Origin of the sequence: Allosaccharopolyspora coralli (genome assembly GCF_009664835.1) — a bacterium.
In the GTDB taxonomy this organism is placed as follows: domain Bacteria; phylum Actinomycetota; class Actinomycetes; order Mycobacteriales; family Pseudonocardiaceae; genus Allosaccharopolyspora; species Allosaccharopolyspora coralli.
This window is the reverse complement of the sequence record NZ_CP045929.1, coordinates 2,244,627-2,262,772: the sequence shown is the minus strand read 5'-3', so window position 1 is coordinate 2,262,772 and position 18,146 is coordinate 2,244,627. Positions and strand designations below refer to the sequence as shown.

Here is an 18,146-nt window from a genome sequence, read left to right as displayed (position 1 = left end):
CGTACCGAGTGCCGGTGGCGGGCAGGCGGCTGTCCAGGACACGGCGGCGGTCAGTCGTTTACCGAAGTTGACGTGTTTTCGTCTTTTTCTGGCAATTCGCGATCACATGCCTGAGTGTGCAGGTAACCCGACATCCGATCACGAGCGACATGGAGGCCCCCTATGTCCTTGCACGACCTGCACATGGCACGGCGCACCCTGCTGGCGAGCGGACTGGCGGTCACCGCCGTGGGCGCGGTGGGAATTCCGGCATCGGCGGCTCAGCGGGCGACCGCGGCTCCGTCGATCTCGACGACGTCCGACTGGGAGGCCCGCGACCCGAGCAGCTCGGTCGACGTTCTCGACAGCAAGCCGAACAAGATCATCGTGCATCACACGGCGACACCGAACAGCGACGACACCTCGCAATCGCACGCTTTCGCGTTATGCCGCAGTATCCAGAACTACCACATGGATTCCAACGGCTGGCTCGACACAGGTCAGAACTTCACCAACAGCCGCGGCGGACATCTCATGGAGGGCAGGCACAAGAGCCTCAACGCACTCGAGGGCGGCAGTCAACACGTGCTGGGTGCCCACGCCGGCGAGCAGAACTCGGTGGCATTGGGCATCGAGAACGAGGGCACCTACACCGAGGCGTCGGTGCCCTCGGCACTGTGGAACGCGCTCGTGGAACTGTGCTCGTACATGATCTCGCAGTACGGCATCGACGCCAGTGCGATCTACGGGCATCGGGACTACATGTCGACGGCGTGCCCCGGGGACGTGTTGTACCAGCGGCTTCCGGAATTGCGGACCGAAGTCGCGCTGGCTACCGCACAATCCGAGCCGGTGACGCCCGCGGTGTGGCCGCTGCTCACGCCGGAGGCTCGCGGACCGCGGGTCACCGCCGCACAGTTGCTGTTGCGTTCGCACGGCGGACGGGTCCCGGTCAACGGGGTGTTCGATGTGGATACTCGGCGAGCGGCGCAGGTCTTTCTCGATGCGCACCGCCCACACCGGGTGGAGTGTTCGGCGACCCGCACTCCGGAGCGTGACCTCTTCGGCGGGACGGCGTGGACGTCGCTGGCGCCGGTCCTCTCCGAACGCGCCACCGGCGACGCGGTCCGGGCTGCCCAGGCCGTGCTGACCTCTCGTGGTCACCACGCCAGCGGTGAGGACGGGTTCGGCGCGCGCACGGTCGACGCGGTGCGCCGCTTCCAGGCCAGGCAGGGCCTTCCCACTACCGGTGTGGTGGACCATCCGACCTGGCAGCGTCTGCTCGGCTGAGCGCTCACGTGGTGGCCAGCCGCACGGTGCGGATCTCGAAGGGCCGCAGGTCGACGCTGAACCCCGTGTCGGGATCGAAGGTCTGCGGCCGTTCGCCGTCCCAGGTGCGTTCCAGCAGGTCGGTGCGGGTGACGGTGCTCGCGTCGAGTGTGGTCGTGAGCGTGGCGCGCGCACGACCACCTCGTGATTCGTACAGCCGGACGACGAGGTCGCCGGAGCGGTCGTCGGCGAGCTTGACGGCCTCGACGATCACCGCCGGGTTGTCGACGTGCACGATCGGCTCGACGCGGGTCTGTCCGTCGTGGACCCGCAGCGGCAGGTTCAGCCGGTAGCCCTCGCGGACGGCGTCGCCTATGTCGGCACCGACGAGCAGGCTGTAGCGCAGGCTGTGTTCCCCGCGGTCGGCGGTGGGATCCGGGAACCGGGGCGCCCGCAGCAGCGACAGCCGCACCGTCGTCGTCGTGCCGCCGCCTGCGCGGGGATGGCGGGTGACGTCGTGACCGTGGGTGGAGTCGTTGATCAGGGCGATGCCGTAGCCGGGTTCGCCGACGTGGATCCACCGGTGCGCGGCGCTCTCGAACTTCGCGGCGTCCCAGCTGGTGTTGGTGTGGGCGGGGCGGTGCACGTGTCCGAAGTGGGTCTCACTGGCCGACCGGTCGGTGTGGACGTCGAGTGGGAACGCGGCTTTGAGGATCTTCTCGTCCTCCTGCCAGTCGATCGTGGTGTCGACGTCGAGGCGGGGTGTGTCCGGGGCCAGCCGCAGCCGCTGGGTGAGCCGGAGGCGGGGCAGGGTCCGCACGATGTGGACGGTGTCGCCGTCCGCGTCGACGGTGCAGTGTTCGTCGCCGCCGGTACCGTCGAGGTCGCGACCGGTGTTCCGGTAGAAGTCGTCGAGGTCCCAGGCATCCCACGCGTTGGGATGGTCCGGGTGCAGCTGCAGCAGGTTGCCGGAGGCGCCGGGCGCGAGCGTCTCGCGGTCGGCGACGAGGTCCCGCACGGAGCTGAGCAGCCCGTGACGGTCCACTGTGGCTCGTACGAGCCCGTTGTCGAGGACGAGGTCGTGGCCTTCGCGGCGCACGGCGTCCGGGCGGCTCACCCGGATCGGTGCGGCGCCGAGGGCGGGAATGCCGGCGCGGTCGTGCGGTGCGGCGTTGAACACCAGCCGCAATGGTCCGGGCCCGCCGGTGAGCGCGGCGAGTGCGTGTTCGACGAGGGCGTCGAGTTCCGCGGTGAGGTGGGCGTAGGTGATCTCGGCGTCGCGGTGCACCCACACGATCGACGTTCCGGGCAGGATGTCGTGGAACTGGTGCAGCAGCACCGACTTCCACAGCCGGTCGAGGGTGCCGTAGGGGTAGTCGAGCAGGTCGCGGGCTGCGGCGGTGGCACACCACAGTTCGGCTTCGCGCAGCAGGTGCTCGCAGCGCCGGTTGCCCTGTTTGGTCTTGAGTTGGGTGGTGGCGGCGCCGCGGTGGGCTTCGAGGTACAACTCCCCTGCCCACACCGGCGCGTCGGGGTACTCGGCGTGGGCGGCGGCGAAGAACTCGGCCGGGGTGGAGTGCTCGACGCGTGGTGAGCCTTCGAGGTCGGCGGTCCGCGCGGCGCGGGCGAGCATGTCGCGGGTGGGTCCTCCCCCGCCGTCGCCGTGCCCGTACGGCAGCAGGGATCGGGTCGCGCGGCCGTGCTCGGCGAAGGTGCGTTGCGCGTGGCCGAGCTCGCGGCCGGTGATCTCGGCGTTGTAGGTGTCGGCGGGGGGACAGTGGGTGAAGATCCGGGTGCCGTCGATGCCTTCCCACCAGAACGTGTGGTGCGGCAGCCGGTTGGTCCGGTTCCAGGACAGCTTCTGGGTGAGAAACCAGCGGCTGCGGGCCTGGGCGATGAGCTGCGGGAGTCCGGCGCTGCAGCCGAACGAGTCCGGCAGCCACACCTCTTCGGTTTCGACGCCGAAGTGCTCGAGGTGGAAGCGTTTGCCGTGCACCAGTTGCCGCGCCATGGCCTCACCGCCGGCGAGCATCGCGTCGGGTTCGACCCACATGCCGCCCATCGGGACGAACACGCCCTCGGCGGCCAGGGCGCGGATCCGCTCGAACAGCCGCGGCTGGTCCTCGCGGAGCCACTCGAGTTGTTGCGGCTGGGACATGGCGAAACGCAGCTGCGGGTGTGTCTCGGCGAGTGCGGCGACGCCCGCGAGGGTGCGGGTGACCTTGCGTCGGGTTTCGCGGACCGGCCACAGCCAGGCGCTGTCGATGTGGGCGTGGCCGACGGCGTGCAGGCGGTGCGCGCTGTGCTGGGCCGGGGCGGCCAGAACGTCGGCCAGTTCGGCTCGGGCGTCGGCGGCGGTGCCGTGGATGTCGTGCAGGTCGAGTCGGTCGAGGGCGGCTTCGAGCGCGTGTCGGATCTGACCGCGACGAGGCGAGTCGACGGGCAGCTCGTGCATGAGTTGGTCGAGCACGTCGATGTCGTGGTTGAGGCGGTGGGCGGTGGCGTCGAAAACCGCGAGGTCGGCGCGGCGCAACCGGTACCGGGGCGCGTGTCCGGCGGTGTGCGGGTCGCCGTCGAGGGTCGGCAGGAACCCGTCGCTGCGCAGCACGGTGGGGTTGGCCGCGGTCTCGACGTAGACGCGCAGGTGTTGCCCGGGGGTGGTGTGCAGGGGGATCTGTCGGCGGCGGGGGTGCAGACCGGTCAGGATCGTGCCGTCGGGCAGGTGGGCGAGCCCTTCACACTGGAACCCGGGTTGCGCGTCGGTGAAGCCGGGATCGAAGACGATCTCGGTGTCCTCACCCGCGACGTCGTCCGGAACGGTGACGTCGAGCCGGAACCAGGTCGTCGTCCACGGCGGGCCCCAGTGAGCGCCGAGGTCGACGTGGGCGTAGGGGGCGCGCACGGCCTCGGCGAACGGGACGGGTTCGCCCGGAACCTGCCATGCCGAGACGCGGCAGGGTGTGCGGCGGCGGTGCTCGGCCGGGCGGAGCCGCTCGACGAGGGTGCGGTGGATGCGGTCCTCCACGGTGCGGCGGCGGTCGTGCATGGCCCCTCCCGGCGTCCTCGGGTCCGGTTGCCGACCTGCGTAGGGCCACTCATCCTGGGGGTTCGCTGACGATCCCCGGGAGGTCGCTCATGGCCGTGTGTGAGGTCTGCGGCAACGACTACTGGATGAGCTTCGAGATTCACACCGTGGGCGGCAACGTGCACGTGTTCGATTCATTCGAATGCGCAGCACAACGTCTGGCACCGAGCTGTGAGCACTGCGAGTGCCGGATCCTCGGCCACGGTGTGGAGGTCGACGGCCGGTTCTACTGTTGTGCCCACTGTGCGCGCGTCTCCGGTGGCGAGGGCGCGGGTGAGGTGCGCGACGCGGTGGGAGCCCATCCCGGCTGACTGCGCGCCGAGCGTGTCGGCACTCAGTCGTGCTGTGTCTCGGTGTCGAGCAGTTGCTCGGCGAGCGCGCGAGCGTCCGCGAGCGGTCCACCGCTGCGCTGGGTGATCGCGGTGACCCAGGCGCCCTCGACGAGCAGGTGCAGCCGAGCCGCGACCGTGTCCGGGTGGAGGAACCCGGCCTCGGCGGCGGCGGTGGAGAACTGTTCGCGGATGCTTTCCTTGTGGCGGCGGGCCACTACCTGGGCCGGGTGGTCCCAGTCGGGCAGTTCGGCCATCGCGTTGGTGAACGCACACCCGCGGAACCCGTCTGTGATCAGGTACTCGCCGTAGGCGTCGAACGCGGCCAGGAGCCGGTCCTGCGGATGCTGGCCGCGCTCGCTGACCTCGGAGAGGAACCGCAGCCAGGTCTCGTGCCTGCCTTGCAGGTAGGCGGCGATCAGTTCGTCCTTCGACCCGAAGTTGTTGTAGAGCGTTCCTCGCGCGACTCCCGCGCGGTCGATGATGGTGTCGATGCCGACCGCCTGGATGCCTTCCCAGTAGAAGGCTTCGGAGGCGGCGTCGAGGATGCGCCGCGCGGCGTCGGTCAGGCCGTCGATGTCCGGCACGTTCCGTTCGTCATCCGTGCGCTTTGTGTCCTGTGTCTCAGTCGATGGCATCCCTTTGATGCTATCCCGTCCGGTCCGTAGTCTCGTGGCGGTGTGGATAGACCAGTCTATCTAGTCGATTGAAGGAGGGCTCGGCATGGCACTGGTTCGTTGGCTTGGCAATGTGGCCCGTGAGATGGAGCGGGGGCGTCGCGAGATGCGCCACCCGCAGTCGAGTGGCGTCACATCCACGCAGCGCCGCGTTCGTCGCTGAATCCGGCGCAGGCACATCGCACGGGTGAGCCAACCAGACCAGGACGTCGATCCCGGCCGGATGGATCACCACGGCTTTGGCAACAGCGGGCCGCGACCCCACGGGGGACGCGGCCCGCTTGTCATGCTCGGCTGCCGGGTCAGCCGACGCGGGCGAGTGCTTCGTCGACGGTGCCGTGGTGCGTGAAGCGGTCGGTCAGTCGGGTCAGAGCCAAGAGCCGCCGCATGGGGCCGTCGCCGAGCACCAACCGCAGGTCGATCCCGCGCTGTTCGGCGCGGCTCTGGGCGTGGACGAGCAGTTCGATCCCGAAGCTGTTGACGAACTGCACCGCCGAGAGGTCCAGCACCACCGCTCGCAGGTTCGCGGCCGTCATGCGTTGGCGGATCAACTCGGTGAGTCGAGGCACCGAGGCGAGGTCGATCTCGCCGTGGATCGTCACGACCACGACTCCACGGGCGGGCCGGTCGATGCTCAGTGTCAGGAGGTGCTGCTGACGGCGGGTCGCGGGCGAGGCTACGCCGTGGCGGGGTGCGATGACGGCACCGTCGCCGAGCCGGCCGGTTCCGCGGTCGCGGTCGCTGGTCGCGGGCTGCGGACGGCTCACTCGTGCTCCCGTGCTCTCGTCGGTCGACTGGCCTCAGCAGCCACGTTAGGAGCGCACGCGGGCACCGACAACTAGGAACACCTTCGGATGATCCCCCGCTCGTCGGCTGATGATCAGCGTTCGGCGGCCAACAGCGGAACCACTCCCCCATGCAGCACTGCCTGCACCTGTCGCGGCGAGAGATCGTGACGTACCCGGTAGTCCTCGCCGCGAGTGGTGTTGTGCACCGTCAGTTCCGTACCGGCCGCGAGCGCGTCCCGCAGGCCGGTCAGGCTCAGCACGTCGCCGAGTCCGATCCGGTCGTGATCGCCGGGGTCGGTGAACCGCACCGGCAGGATCCCGAAGTTGGCGAGGTTGTCGAAGTGGATCCGGGCGAACGACTTCGCGAGCACCAGCCGCAGGCCGAGATGGCGCGGGGTGATCGCGGCGTGCTCGCGGGACGAACCCTGCCCGTAGTTGTCGCCGCCCACGACCGCGTGGTCACCACCGGTTTCGCGCGCTCGCTGTGGGTAGGTCTCGTCGAGGCGGGTGAAGGTGAACTCGGCCAGTGCCGGAATGTTCGAGCGCAACGGCAGTGCCCGGGCACCCGCGGGCGAGATCTCGTCGGTGGAGACGTCGTCACCGACCGAGAGCAGCACCGGCGCCTGCACGCTGTCCGGCAGCGGGTCCAGCTCGGGCAGCGCGGAGATGTTCGGCCCTGTGATCAACTCGACCTTCGCGGCGTCGTCGGCGGGCGGCGGCTCGGTCAGCATCGCCGTGTTCACCGACGCGTCCGCGGGCAGATCCAGCATCGGCACGTCCATGCCCCAGTCTTCGGCGAGATCGCGGGGGTCGGTGATCACCCCGGCCAACGCGGACGCCGCGGCGGTCTCCGGAGAGCACAGCCAGACGGAGTCCTCCTTGGTGCCCGACCGGCCCGGGAAGTTGCGCGGGAACGTCCGCAGCGAGTTCTGCCCCACCGCGGGTGCCTGGCCCATGCCGATGCAGCCCAGGCACCCCGATTGGTGCAGCCGCGCACCGGCGGTGATGAGGTCGGTGGTGCCGCCGATCCGGGTGAGGTCGCGCAGAATCTGCCGTGAGCTCGGGTTCACGTCGAAGGAGACCTCGTCCCGGGTCTGCCTACCGCGCACCATCGCCGCCGCGATCGCGAAGTCCCGCAGCCCGGGGTTGGCCGACGAGCCGATGACGACCTGGCTGATCTCTTCGCCCGCGACCTCGCGCACCGGCACCACCTTGTCGGGGGCGCTCGGGCGAGCGATCAGCGGCTCCAGCGTGGACAGGTCGATCTCGTCGGTGACGTCGTAGTTCGCACCGTCCTCGGCGGCCAGCGCGCGGAAGTCGGACTCCCGCCCTTCGCCGCGCAGGAACTCGCGAACCGCCTCGTCAGCCGGGAAAACGGTCGTGGTGGCCCCAAGTTCGGCACCCATGTTCGCGATGACGTGCCGATCCATCGCCGAGAGTCCGTCGAGCCCGGGACCGTGGTACTCGATGATGCGGCCGCGACCACCGGAGACGGTGTGCCGCCGCAGCATCTCCAGCACCACGTCCTTCGCCGAAACCCACGCGGGCAGGGCACCGGTCAGCCGCACTCCCCAGATCTCGGGCATCCGCAGCCGCAGCGGCTCCCCCGCGATCGCCTGAGCCACGTCCAGGCCGCCGACGCCGATGGCGAGCATGCCCAACGATCCGGCGGCGCAGGTGTGCGAGTCCGACCCGGCCAGGGTCTTGCCGGGGATGCCGAAGCGTTGCATGTGGGTCGGGTGGGAGACGCCGTTGCCGGGTTTGGAGAACCACAACCCGAATCGTTGCGCGGCCGACCGCAGGAACGCGTGGTCCTCGGCGTTGCGTTCGTCGGTGTGCAGCAGGTTGTGGTCGACGTACTGCACGCTGCATTCGGTGCGCGCCCGGTCCAGCCCCAGCGCCTGCAGCTCCTGCATCACCAGCGTGCCGGTGGCGTCCTGGGTCAGTGTCTGGTCGATGCGGATCGCGATCTGCGAGCCGGCGACGAGTTCCCCCTCGACGAGGTGCTCGGCCAGCAGCTGGTGGGCCAGGGTGCGCGGCATCAGCGTTCAACCTCCTCCGTGGCGGCTCCTCCGCGTCGCCGAGTACCCGCGGGCGCGGACGTCGAAACGATCAGTTCCCACCTCGCAGTGCCCGCACGCCGGGTGCCTGCGAGTACGGCAGCGGTACGCCACCGCTCGGGGTGTACGTCGTGACGCGGACGGTGCCGGTGAACCGGTACGGCCGGTGGTCGAGCACGCCGGCGAGATGCCTGCGCAGACGGGACATCTCGGCGCGCACGGAAACCTGTCGCCTCGGGTCGCCGAAGAGGTCGACGGCCAGTTCCGCGGCGGTGCGCCCCTCGGGCCTCCGGGCGAGCACGTAAAGGATCTCGGCGTGGCGCGGAGTGAGCGGGTGCTCCCAGCTCCCGCCGTCGCCGGTCAGCCGCAGCCGGGCGTGGTGCGGATCACCGAGATCCAGTTCCGCCGTGCCCGGGCGGGGAGGGTCGCTGGGCCGCGTGCGGATCAGCCATCCTCCCGGGACCGGGTCGACCGCGCAGTCGCCGAACGCGGGCAGCCACACCCGCTGGCCCATCTGCTCAGGCAGCATCACTGTGTCGAGTGGGGCGAGCCCGCGCACTCCGGCGACCCAGCCGTGCCGGTCGGTGACCACGGCCGGTTCGCCGGGCCCGGCCAGCAGCGGTGCGGCGACCGCCCGCAGCCGGTCGAGCTCGTCGCGGTGGCGGGCGCGGAGTTCGGATTCGGCCAGTCGCGCGACGGCCCGAATCAACGCCAGTGTCGTGGGATGCACCGAGGACGCGGGGCCGCTGAGGTCGACCGCGCCGAGCACGCTGCCCTCCCGCGGGTCGCGGACCGGCGCGGCCGAGCAAGTCCAGGGGTGATGGCTGCGCACGAAGTGTTCGGCCGAATAGACCTGCATCGGAGCTCCCACGACCAGGGCGGTGCCGATCGCGTTCGTGCCGACGACGTCTTCGCTCCAACACGAGCCGGGCACGAATCCCAACCGATCCGCCCCACGCCCGCCGCGTCGAGACCCTTCCCGCCACAACACGCGGCCGTCGGCGTCGGTGACGACCATGATGTTGGCGTCGTGATCGGCGACCTCACCCAGCCCGGTGCGCAGCGTCGGCAGCAGCCCGCTCATCCGGGATCGCGACCGACGCTGTTCGACCTGGTCGTCACCGAGGACGGATGCGGTCCCACCGTGGTCCGGGTCCATGCCGTGCCCGAGCAGCCGGCGCCAGGAGTCGCCGATGATCGGGCGGGGCGCGGCGTGCGGGCGTCCGCTGCTGATCGCCTCGTCGTGGACGCGGGCGAGTTCCCGGGCCCGCGCCCGCGGGTCCACGCCCGGCGGCACGGCGGCTTCGAGCTGGTCGTCGCTGCGCACGCTATCCGCACCTGCCTTTCACGCCCTGCCAGTGTGATCCAGGGCACCGGCACGCGCAAAGACGTCGCTACGTCGGCGGGGCTCACGCGACGGTCAGCGGGTGCGGGTCGTGCCTGGGCTGAGTTGCTGCATTGCCAGGGCGATCGCCCCTGCGACGGCACCCCAGAGCACGTTGGTGATCACCAGCGGGACGATCGCCACCGGTGTGGCGAGGGGTCCTTGCAGCTGCCCACTCAACAGCAGCGACAACACGGCGCTCAGCGGGATCAGCAAGACCGCGTAGACGGCTCCGGCCAGGCTCAGGGTCAGCAGTGGTCGCGGCACCCGGCGAGCGACGACGACGCCGACCCAGACCGCCGTGATCACGCCGGTGAGCAGCAGCGGAGTCGCTGGTTTCCCCCACGTGTCGCTGAGCCCGAGGATGCTCGCCAACGGTCGCAGCAAGGCGAACGCCCCCAAGGCCGTGATCAGTCGCCAAGGCAGGTGCTCGATGTCGTTTCTCATGGTACGAGCATCGCCGGTCACTGTGGACGCGCGGCTCCGGACAAACCCCGGCATCGGCCCGGAACGCGGCCGTCGTGCACCGGAGGGGCTCCCCGGAGGGCGCACCGGTTTCCTCGCCACCACAACCGTGGTGATCGTGGCGTGGCCAGGGTCGATCCTGCCGAGAGACAGCGGACGTCCGCGACGGGTGTGGTGGCAGGCGACGGCACGGCACCGTCTCCGTGACCTCAGCCCCGAGGCGGTGACCGGTCCGTGGCGACCCTGACGTCGAGGACGCTGCCGTGCCCTGCGGCGAGCCGATCGGCGGCCGAACCCTGGTTGACCGCGACGGCCACGTGGCCTGCCGAGTCGACGAGCACGGCAAGCTCGCCCACGGCGACGTCGGCGAAGGTCGTGGCCACCGTGGCAGGCTGCTCGTGGACGGTGACCGCGGTGCCCGGTGACCACGGGAGTTGTGCGGCATGAGCGGCCAGCTGCACCGAGCCGAATCGGTCGACGGTGAGGACTTCTGCCCGCAGCCCGGTGTCGTCGACCTCGCAGATCGGCTCGGGCAGCCGGACGAGACCGCTCGGCTCGACGGGCTCGCCCACGCGCTCGGCAGACACACCGGCGGCGAGGTGCGCGGCAACGGGGGCGAAGACGTCCCGGCCGTGGAACGTGCTCGACACCTCCGGCAGCCACCACGTCGGGTCGGTGAGCGCGACCGCCCCGCGGACTCCGCCGAGCGCCTCCGCTGCGGGCAGCAGCACCCCGTTGTCCGGTCCGACGAGAAATCCGCGCCCTGCGACGACGACCACGCCGCGCCGCCGCGTGCCGACGCCGGGATCGACGACGACGAGATGCACGGCTTCCGGCAGGTACGGCGCGGTCTGGGCGAGCACTTCCGCCCCGGCGCGGACGGCCTGCGGCGGGATCTCGTGAGAGACGTCGAGGACCCGCACGCGCGGTGCTAGCCGGGCAACGACGCCGTGACAGGCGGCGACGAACCCGTCCGCCAACCCGTAGTCGGTGGTGAACGACACCAGCTGCGGTCCGTGCGCCTCGTGTGCGGGGCCGGTCATGTCAGTGCACCGCCTCGGTCGTCGCCCGCTCGTGGGCCGCGTGCCTTCCTGCGGGTGCGGGTTCCCACACCGAGGAGACCCGGACGGTCAGCTCGTCGCCGTGAACCTCGATGTGGGCGGTGTGTCCGGCGACCAGGGAGCCCTCGAGCACGAGCGCGGCGAGCCGGTTGTCCAGTTCCCGTTGGATGACGCGGCGCAGCGGGCGGGCGCCGAACTCGGGGTCGTGCCCGCGTTCGGCCAGCCACTCCACCGCCCGCTCGCCGACGTCCATGCGCACCCCTTTGGCCAGCAGTGCGGCGGCGGTGCGTTCCAGCAGCAGCCCGGTGATCTCCACCAACTCCGGGAGTTGCAGGGCGCGGAAGACGGTCACGTCGTCGATGCGGTTGAGGAACTCCGGGCGGAAGAACCCCCGCAGCTCCTCCCAGACCGCCATCGTCGCCTCCGCCGTGGACAGTCCCGGCCGTGCCAGCTGGGAGGCGCCGAGGTTGGAGGTCATGATCACGACGGTGTTGCTGAAGTCGACGTGTCTGCCCTGGGCGTCGGTCAACCGGCCGGCGTCGAGGACCTGCAGCAGGGTGTGGAAGACGTCCGGGTGCGCCTTCTCGACCTCGTCGAACAACAGCACCGAGTACGGCGTGCGCCGGACCCGCTCGGTGAGCTGTCCGGCCTCCTCGTAGCCGACGTAGCCGGGCGGGGCACCGACGAGCCGGGAGACCGTGTGCTTGTCCTGGAACTCGCCCATGTCGAACCGGATCATCCGGTCGGTGTCACCGAACAAGGACCGTGCCAGCGCGCGGGCGAGTTCGGTCTTGCCGACACCGGTCGGGCCGAGGAACAGGAAGCTGCCGATCGGACGTTCGGGATCGCCGAGCCCGGCGCGGGCACGGCGCACGGCTTCGGCCACCGAGCGCACCGCGGCGTCCTGACCGATCACCGAGGTCTGCAACTCCCGTTCCAGTTTCAACAGCCGGACGCGTTCGGTGACGGTCAGATCGGCCACCGGGATCCCGGTGCGGCGAGAGACGACCTCGGCGACGTCCTCACCACTGACCGGCGGCGGCGACCCCTCTTCGGATTCGGTCCCCGTTTGCCGCAGCCGCACCCGCGAACACGCCTGGTCCAGCAGGTCCACGGCCTTGTCCGGCAGGAACCGGTCGGTGACGTACCGGTCGGAGAGTTCGGCGGCCGCACGGACCGCCTCGTCGGCGACCCGCACCCTGTGGTGGCGCTCGAAACCGACGCGGGCACGGCGCAACACCGGCACCGTGTCCTCCACCGACGGTTCCGGGACGGCGATCGTCTGGAACCGCCGTGCCAACGCCGGATCCTTCTCGACGTACCGCCGGTACTCCTCCTGCGTGGTCGCACCGAGCAGGCAGATTTCACCGCGTGCCAACGCCGGTTTGAGGAGAGTGGCCGCGTCCATCGAACTCTCCCCCGCCCCGGCGCCGACGAGGCTGTGGATCTCGTCGAGGAAGAGCACGATCTCGTCGCGGCCCCGGCGGGCCTCGGCGAGCACCTCCCGGAACCGCTGCTCGAACTCGCCGCGGAACTTCGCCCCGGCGACCATGCCCGCCAGGTCCAGCGACACCAGCCGCCGGCCGGCCAGCGGGCCGACCGAGCCGTCGACGATGCGCTGCGCGAGCCCTTCCACGATCGCGGTCTTGCCGACGCCGGGGTCGCCGACGAAGACGGGGTTGTTCTTGCCGCGCCGTCCCAGCACCTCGAGTGCCTGGTCCATCTCCTCGTCGCGGCCCACCACGGGGTCGAGTTCGCCTGCTCTGGCCAACTCGGTGAGATCCAGCCCGAACTCGTCGAGCCGTGGCGTGGCGCTGGTGCCGTGCTCGCCACTCCACGCCACCGCCACGTGATGCTGCCCCGACGGGTCGCTGTTCTCGATCGCGCGCGCCAACGCGCGGCCCGCGACCGACTCGGCGTCGGTGGCCACCCCGAGCAGCAGGTGCCGAGCCGCGACGGTGCCGACGCGTTCCTCCTGCGCCTGACGATGCGCGCCGACCAGGGCGCGCCGTGCCGCCGCCGAGAGCCTCGGCTCTCGCCCCACGCTCCACGGGGTGAACGAGACATCGGACTCGGCGGTCGACGACAATGCCGCGGCGAGGTCGGAGACCACCACACCGGACTCGGTCAGCAACGCCGCCGTGGCAGGAACCCGGGTCATCGCCCACAGCATGTGCGTGCTGTCGAGCTCCCCGCTGCGCCACTGCACCGTCGCTCGCACAGCGTGCGCGAGCACCTCGTGCACCGTCGCGTCCAACACCGTTCCCACGCCCGTGGACCACTCCGTGACCGCCGGTGCGCTCGCGGCGCCGTGCGCGGAGTCGAACCACTGGCTGAGCAGCGAGTCGAAGGCACCCGTGTCCTCCCCAGTGCCCCGGTTCACGCACACCTCCCGAACAGCTGCCGTCGTGATCAGCTCCGACCACGATACTGACGCCGACGACGCACCCACCGCCGCGTCCTCGGCCGCGTTTCCCCACCCCGGCACCCGGGTACGCCCCGGACAACGCGAAAGGAGGGCACATGCAGCGAGGAAGCGACAAACACGGGCCGCGGCAGGACGACGACCTCGAGCAAGAGGTTCGTGGGCTCGTGCAGGGCAACCATCCGACACGTGCAGAGGAAGCGCTCGACGCCGAACCTCCCGCCGACGACGACCCGGCGCTGCTGCGACCGGAACCGCCGAAATCCGGTGACGCACCGGACTGAGGCCCGGCGTCCCCAGTTCCACGATGCCCGCTCACACCCCGGGCCCGGTTCAGTCAGCCTGCTGCTCGGCCTGTCTGAGTACCTCGCAGAGCCGGGTGAGTTCGTTGCCGATGTGGGCGAGCCGGTCGGCGACGACACTGGTGTTGCCGGTCACGGTTCCGGTGTGCCCGGCGGCACGCAGCCATTCGGTCATCCCGTTGATCCCGTCGGCCATGCCTTCGGTGGTCGCGGCGAAGCCCCGGCTGATCTGCTCGAACTCCTCCACGGTCCGGGCCACCGCCGGGTCCCGCAGTTGCCTGCCCAGCGCGGCCGCAGCCTCACCGAGTTCGGCGGCGACCTCGGCGGCGGCGACCGGCTCCCCCGTTCCTCCGCGTCTGGTCGCGGACCTGCCACCGGCCGCCGAGGGTGGGCCACCGCGCGCCCGCGCGGTCGAAGAAGGGGGTTGTGCCGGACTCATAGTCCCCCAGCAAACCGCAAAATCGCGCAGGGTTCCAGACCGACGCGCCGATCCGTCACGGCCACGCCCGCCCCTCCGGCACACCCTGGTGGCCTGACCTGCAGCGCGTCACTCACCGTGCCAGTAACGTCACGATCTCGTCGTCGGTGGTCGCCCCGAAGTCCCGGTACCACTGCCCGACCGCGCTGAACTCGGACGGCTGCAACGGGCACACGACCGTGTCGGCCTCCGCCTCCATCGACTGCACTGCCTCCGGCGCCCCGACCGGGACGGCGAAGACGATGCTGTGCGGCACGGAAGCACGCACCATCCGCACGGCCGCGCGTGCGGTCGCGCCGGTCGCAATGCCGTCGTCGACGAGGATCACGTCGCGCTCACGCAGGGACGTGTCCGCACGCTGGTACCGCTCCTCCCGACGCCGGGCCTCCTCGCGTTCGCGCTCGCATTCGGGCCGCAACTGCTCCTCGTCGGTGTGAAAGGCACGCAGCAGACGCGGATCGTAGGTCGCGGGCCCGTCGGCGGTCACCGCCCCCAGCGCGAGTTCGGGCTGTCCGGGCGCTCCGATCTTGCGGGCCACGCACACCCGCAGCGGAGCCCGCATCGCCGTGGCGACCTCCGCGGCCACCGGAACCCCGCCGCGGGCCAGCCCGAGCACGACGGGATCGTGGACCACACGGGCGGCGAGTTCGCTCGCGAGAACCTGCCCGGCGTGCTGCCGGTCCTCGTAGTGCTGCGCCGTCCCTCCCGGATAGCGGATCACCGGCATCGACACCTCCTGTCGACGAGGCACGGTGTGCGGGGCCGTTCCCTGCACCCATCATGCGCGTCGTCACCCGCGCGCGACAGCGGTCACCGCTGCAGCCGCGCCACCCGCAGCGTCCGCAATCGGTTGAGCGCCGCTGCCAGCTCGAACCGCCTCGGCACCACGAACTCGCCCGCATAACGGGCGTCGACGGCGTGGATGCCGCGTTCGGCGACCTCTCCGTCGAAGGCGTCGAGGATCTCGGCGACCGTGCGGGTGCCGTCGATCAGCCCGGAGCGCGCGCACGTGACCAACGCGAGCCCGATCCCGGTGACCTGGCCGGGATCGACGATCTGCTCCACCGCCCGCAACTCCACGGTGGACTCGCCGAGGGTGAGGGCGTCGACGCCCCGCGACCGCACCTTCGGCTTCTCGGTCGGGATCGACCGCGGATCCACGACGCGGTGCCGGGTCGCGGGGAACTCGCTGGCCTCCCGGCTGCGGCCGGTGGGGGTGCCCGCGATCTCCCGCGCCCGGTCGGTGACCTCGACCGCGGCGTAGGCGTCCATCATCAGCACCCGGTCGGCCACGTCCATGTAGTCCCCCGAGCCACCCATCACCAGCACGGTCGAGACCCCACGCTGCTCGTAGAGCGGCCGGATGAGATCGACGAACGGCGTCAGCGGCTCGGAATCCTTGTGCACCAGGGTCTGCATCCGGGCGTCGCGGATCATCAGGTTCGTCGCCGCGGTGTCCTCGTCGAGCAGCAGCAGCTTCGCCCCGGCTTCCACGGACTCCACCAGCCCCGCCGCCTGCGAGGTCGAACCCGAGGCGTTGTCGGTGGAGAAATCCGTCGTGTCGGCTCCGGTCGGCAGGTGGTCCACGAACGCCCCGACATCGACCCGATGCACGCGCCTGCCGTCCTCGGCGCGCACCTTGACCGTGTCCGGGCGGCTGACGACCAACTCGCGCCCGTCACCGGGCACGTGGTCGTAGATGCCGTCCTCCAACGCCCGCAACAGCGTCGACTTGCCGTGGAAACCACCACCGACGACGAGCGTGATGCCTTCCGGCACGCCCATCCCCGACACACGCCCACGGTGCGGCAGGTCGACCTCACCCCGCAGTGACTCCGGCGACCGGAACGGCACCGCGTCCGAGAGCGGGCGCTCGTCGACTCCGCTGCGCCGCGGCAGGATGGCCCCGTCGGCCACGAACGCCACCCAGCCTCGCTCGTCGAGGACGCGGCGCAGCGCGTCGGTGTCCTCGACCGAGTCGACGAACTCCTGCAACCTGTCCTGGTCGGCGGTCTCCCACCGCAGCGCCGCCTGCACCATGTTCGGCAGATCCCGGCACAGCGCCTGCTCGGCGGCCCGGCCGTCGATGCTGCGTCCCTTGCCGGGCATGTCGATCCCCAGCCGCAGCCGCACCTGGCCGTCGACGATCTGACACGCGGCCCGGTCGAGCACCTCCTGACGTCCGGGATCGACCCGCAGACGGCTGTCCCGCAACACGCGGTCGGCGGCGCGCACCAGAAACCCCGCCAGTGCGCGGGCCCGCACCGAGTTCGACCACCAGTGCCGGTCGATCGCGGCGTGCTCGGGATGCACGCGGACCTCGCAGCGGCTCGCCGGTGCGAACGGGTCGGGCTGGATCTTCTGCACCTCGAGGTCGAAACCGTCGAAGCGCCACACCCCCATCAGCGACTTGTACCGGCCGTAGCCGGAGCCGTGCATGTCACGCAGCTGCCCGCTCAGGTTCGAGGCGTCTCGCGGGCCCCTCTCCGCCGGCGCGTCGGACCCGCCATGCGGGCGCCCGCCGTGGGGACGTTTCTGCCCGCGGCCGGACCGCGGTCCTCCTGGTCGTTGAGCCATACCCTGAGAACTACCCGAGACCACTGGATGCATGCACACCGGGTCCCGGCGAACCGCCGTCCGCTCGCGTGATCAAGGCCACTGTGGACCAGTATGGCCGACGACGTCCTCCCAGGCCAGCAGCGATGCCGGTCCGACTAGGACGGACGGGTGAACTGTTTCGCGCTCCACCCGGCGAGATCGTCTCCGCGACGTTAGCCTCCGCTCCGTATGAATGATCCCTCACGTCCGGCGACCCGGACCCCGACGGCACCGGCCCCGAGGAGGCGACTCGACGTGACCCCACCACGTTCCCGGCAGATCCCCAACCGCATCCGTCACGGCGCGGCCGCGCTACTGCTGGCCGTCACGGCCGCGTTGTTGGCGCCCGGCGTCGCCACCGCCGACGAACCGAACCCTCCCTCGCCCGAACCCGGCTCGGAACACGGCGCGTGGGCCGGGCACAGCCTCGAAGACGATCAGGCGCCGCGCATCACCACCTCGGTCCCGGACGTCGCAGGCGGCTCCGTGGCGGGAATGGACGTCAGCGGATGGCAGGGTGACGTCGACTGGCAACGGGCGTGGGCCGACGGCGCCCGGTTCACCTACGTCAAGGCCACCGAGGGCACCGGCTACGTCAATCCGCACTTCGCCCAGCAGTACAACGGCTCCTACGACGTCGGCATGACGCGCGGCGCCTACCACTACGCGCTGCCCGACCGCTCCAGCGGCGCCGAACAGGCGCACTACTTCGTCGACCACGGCGGCGGCTGGACTCCTGACGGCCGCACCCTGCCGGGCGCGCTCGACATCGAGTACAACCCGTACGGCGAGACGTGCTACGGCCTCGGTCCCGCGGAGATGTCGGACTGGCTGGCGGAGTTCTCCAACACCTACCGCGACCGCACCGGCCGGTTCCCCGCGATCTACACCACGACCGACTGGTGGAACCAGTGCACCGGCGGGAACCCGGACTTCGCCCCGAACAACCCACTGTGGATCGCCCGGTACTCCGAGCAGGTCGACCCGCTGCCCGCGGGATGGACCTACGAGACGATCTGGCAGTTCGACGACGAGGGCGTCTTCCCCGGCGACCAGAACGTCTTCAACGGCGACGTCGCTCAGCTCGGACGGTTCGCGGGTTGAGAGGGTCCTCGGGAACTGGCGTTTGTGCCCGTAGGGCACGCCTCGCGAGTGACCAGCCGGGGCAGGGCGAGGGGCTCCGGTGTCCGGAGTTCGTGCCTGGCAAGGCAGGGTCGTCGCCGCGTCCGTGTGGGTACTCGAGAGG

The 18,146-nt window shown here is 70.8% G+C and carries 15 protein-coding genes; 4 read left to right on the top strand and 11 right to left on the bottom strand.

Annotated features, from left to right (window positions below; genetic code table 11):
• The first annotated feature begins 162 nt into the window (after window positions 1–162).
• Complete coding sequence (locus GIY23_RS10690) at window positions 163–1,269, top strand: peptidoglycan recognition protein family protein (RefSeq protein WP_154076518.1); 1,107 nt, start codon at window positions 163–165, stop codon at window positions 1,267–1,269.
• Window positions 1,270–1,273: 4 nt separating this feature from the next.
• On the opposite strand, the gene GIY23_RS10685 is transcribed toward GIY23_RS10690, so the two are convergent.
• A complete protein-coding gene (locus GIY23_RS10685; protein ID WP_154076517.1) occupies window positions 1,274–4,294 on the bottom strand; it encodes an alpha-mannosidase in 3,021 nt (1,006 codons plus the stop codon).
• A gap of 89 nt (window positions 4,295–4,383) precedes the next feature.
• On the opposite strand from GIY23_RS10685, the gene GIY23_RS10680 reads away from it, so the two are divergent.
• Entirely contained in the window at window positions 4,384–4,644 is a 261-nt protein-coding gene (locus tag GIY23_RS10680; RefSeq protein WP_154076516.1) for a Prokaryotic metallothionein, read from the top strand.
• 23 nt (window positions 4,645–4,667) lie between these two features.
• Here GIY23_RS10680 and GIY23_RS10675 read toward each other — a convergent pair whose 3' ends face one another.
• From GIY23_RS10675 to GIY23_RS10645, 7 genes are all read right to left on the bottom strand, one after another.
• Window positions 4,668–5,300 carry a TetR/AcrR family transcriptional regulator gene (locus GIY23_RS10675; RefSeq protein WP_154076515.1) on the bottom strand — a complete coding sequence of 211 codons (633 nt, stop codon included), beginning with the start codon at window positions 5,298–5,300 and terminating at the stop codon, window positions 4,668–4,670.
• 341 nt (window positions 5,301–5,641) lie between these two features.
• Window positions 5,642–6,106 carry an STAS domain-containing protein gene (locus GIY23_RS10670; RefSeq protein WP_154076514.1) on the bottom strand — a complete coding sequence of 155 codons (465 nt, stop codon included), beginning with the start codon at window positions 6,104–6,106 and terminating at the stop codon, window positions 5,642–5,644.
• Window positions 6,107–6,219: 113 nt separating this feature from the next.
• Entirely contained in the window at window positions 6,220–8,169 is a 1,950-nt protein-coding gene (locus tag GIY23_RS10665; RefSeq protein ID WP_154076513.1) for an aconitate hydratase, read from the bottom strand.
• A gap of 70 nt (window positions 8,170–8,239) precedes the next feature.
• Window positions 8,240–9,514 carry a GAF domain-containing protein gene (locus GIY23_RS10660; RefSeq protein WP_228717653.1) on the bottom strand — a complete coding sequence of 425 codons (1,275 nt, stop codon included), beginning with the start codon at window positions 9,512–9,514 and terminating at the stop codon, window positions 8,240–8,242.
• 93 nt (window positions 9,515–9,607) lie between these two features.
• Window positions 9,608–10,018: a hypothetical protein gene (locus GIY23_RS10655; protein WP_154076512.1), complete on the bottom strand. Its 411-nt coding sequence runs from the start codon at window positions 10,016–10,018 to the stop codon at window positions 9,608–9,610.
• A 227-nt stretch (window positions 10,019–10,245) separates the two neighbouring features.
• Complete coding sequence (locus tag GIY23_RS10650) at window positions 10,246–11,079, bottom strand: SAM hydrolase/SAM-dependent halogenase family protein (RefSeq protein WP_154076511.1); 834 nt, start codon at window positions 11,077–11,079, stop codon at window positions 10,246–10,248.
• Window position 11,080: 1 nt separating this feature from the next.
• On the bottom strand, window positions 11,081–13,480 hold the full coding sequence (locus tag GIY23_RS10645; protein ID WP_154076510.1) for an ATP-dependent Clp protease ATP-binding subunit: 2,400 nt from the start codon (window positions 13,478–13,480) through the stop codon (window positions 11,081–11,083).
• Between the two features lie 140 nt (window positions 13,481–13,620).
• Between GIY23_RS10645 and GIY23_RS10640 the strand changes: the two genes are divergently transcribed.
• A complete protein-coding gene (locus GIY23_RS10640; protein ID WP_154076509.1) occupies window positions 13,621–13,806 on the top strand; it encodes a hypothetical protein in 186 nt (61 codons plus the stop codon).
• A gap of 49 nt (window positions 13,807–13,855) precedes the next feature.
• On the opposite strand, the gene GIY23_RS10635 is transcribed toward GIY23_RS10640, so the two are convergent.
• The 3 genes from GIY23_RS10635 to GIY23_RS10625 all read right to left on the bottom strand — a co-directional run bounded on the left by GIY23_RS10635 (window position 13,856) and on the right by GIY23_RS10625 (window position 16,762).
• A complete protein-coding gene (locus tag GIY23_RS10635; RefSeq protein ID WP_154076508.1) occupies window positions 13,856–14,263 on the bottom strand; it encodes a hypothetical protein in 408 nt (135 codons plus the stop codon).
• Between the two features lie 112 nt (window positions 14,264–14,375).
• Window positions 14,376–15,029: a phosphoribosyltransferase gene (locus GIY23_RS10630; RefSeq protein ID WP_154076507.1), complete on the bottom strand. Its 654-nt coding sequence runs from the start codon at window positions 15,027–15,029 to the stop codon at window positions 14,376–14,378.
• Window positions 15,030–15,112: 83 nt separating this feature from the next.
• The gene (locus GIY23_RS10625; protein ID WP_228717719.1) at window positions 15,113–16,762 is read right to left on the bottom strand and encodes an ABC-ATPase domain-containing protein; all 1,650 of its coding nucleotides are present in this window, start codon (window positions 16,760–16,762) and stop codon (window positions 15,113–15,115) included.
• 393 nt (window positions 16,763–17,155) lie between these two features.
• Here GIY23_RS10625 and GIY23_RS10620 point away from each other — a divergent pair, with 393 nt between their 5' ends.
• Window positions 17,156–18,004: a lysozyme gene (locus tag GIY23_RS10620; protein WP_228717652.1), complete on the top strand. Its 849-nt coding sequence runs from the start codon at window positions 17,156–17,158 to the stop codon at window positions 18,002–18,004.
• Window positions 18,005–18,146 lie beyond the last annotated feature (142 nt).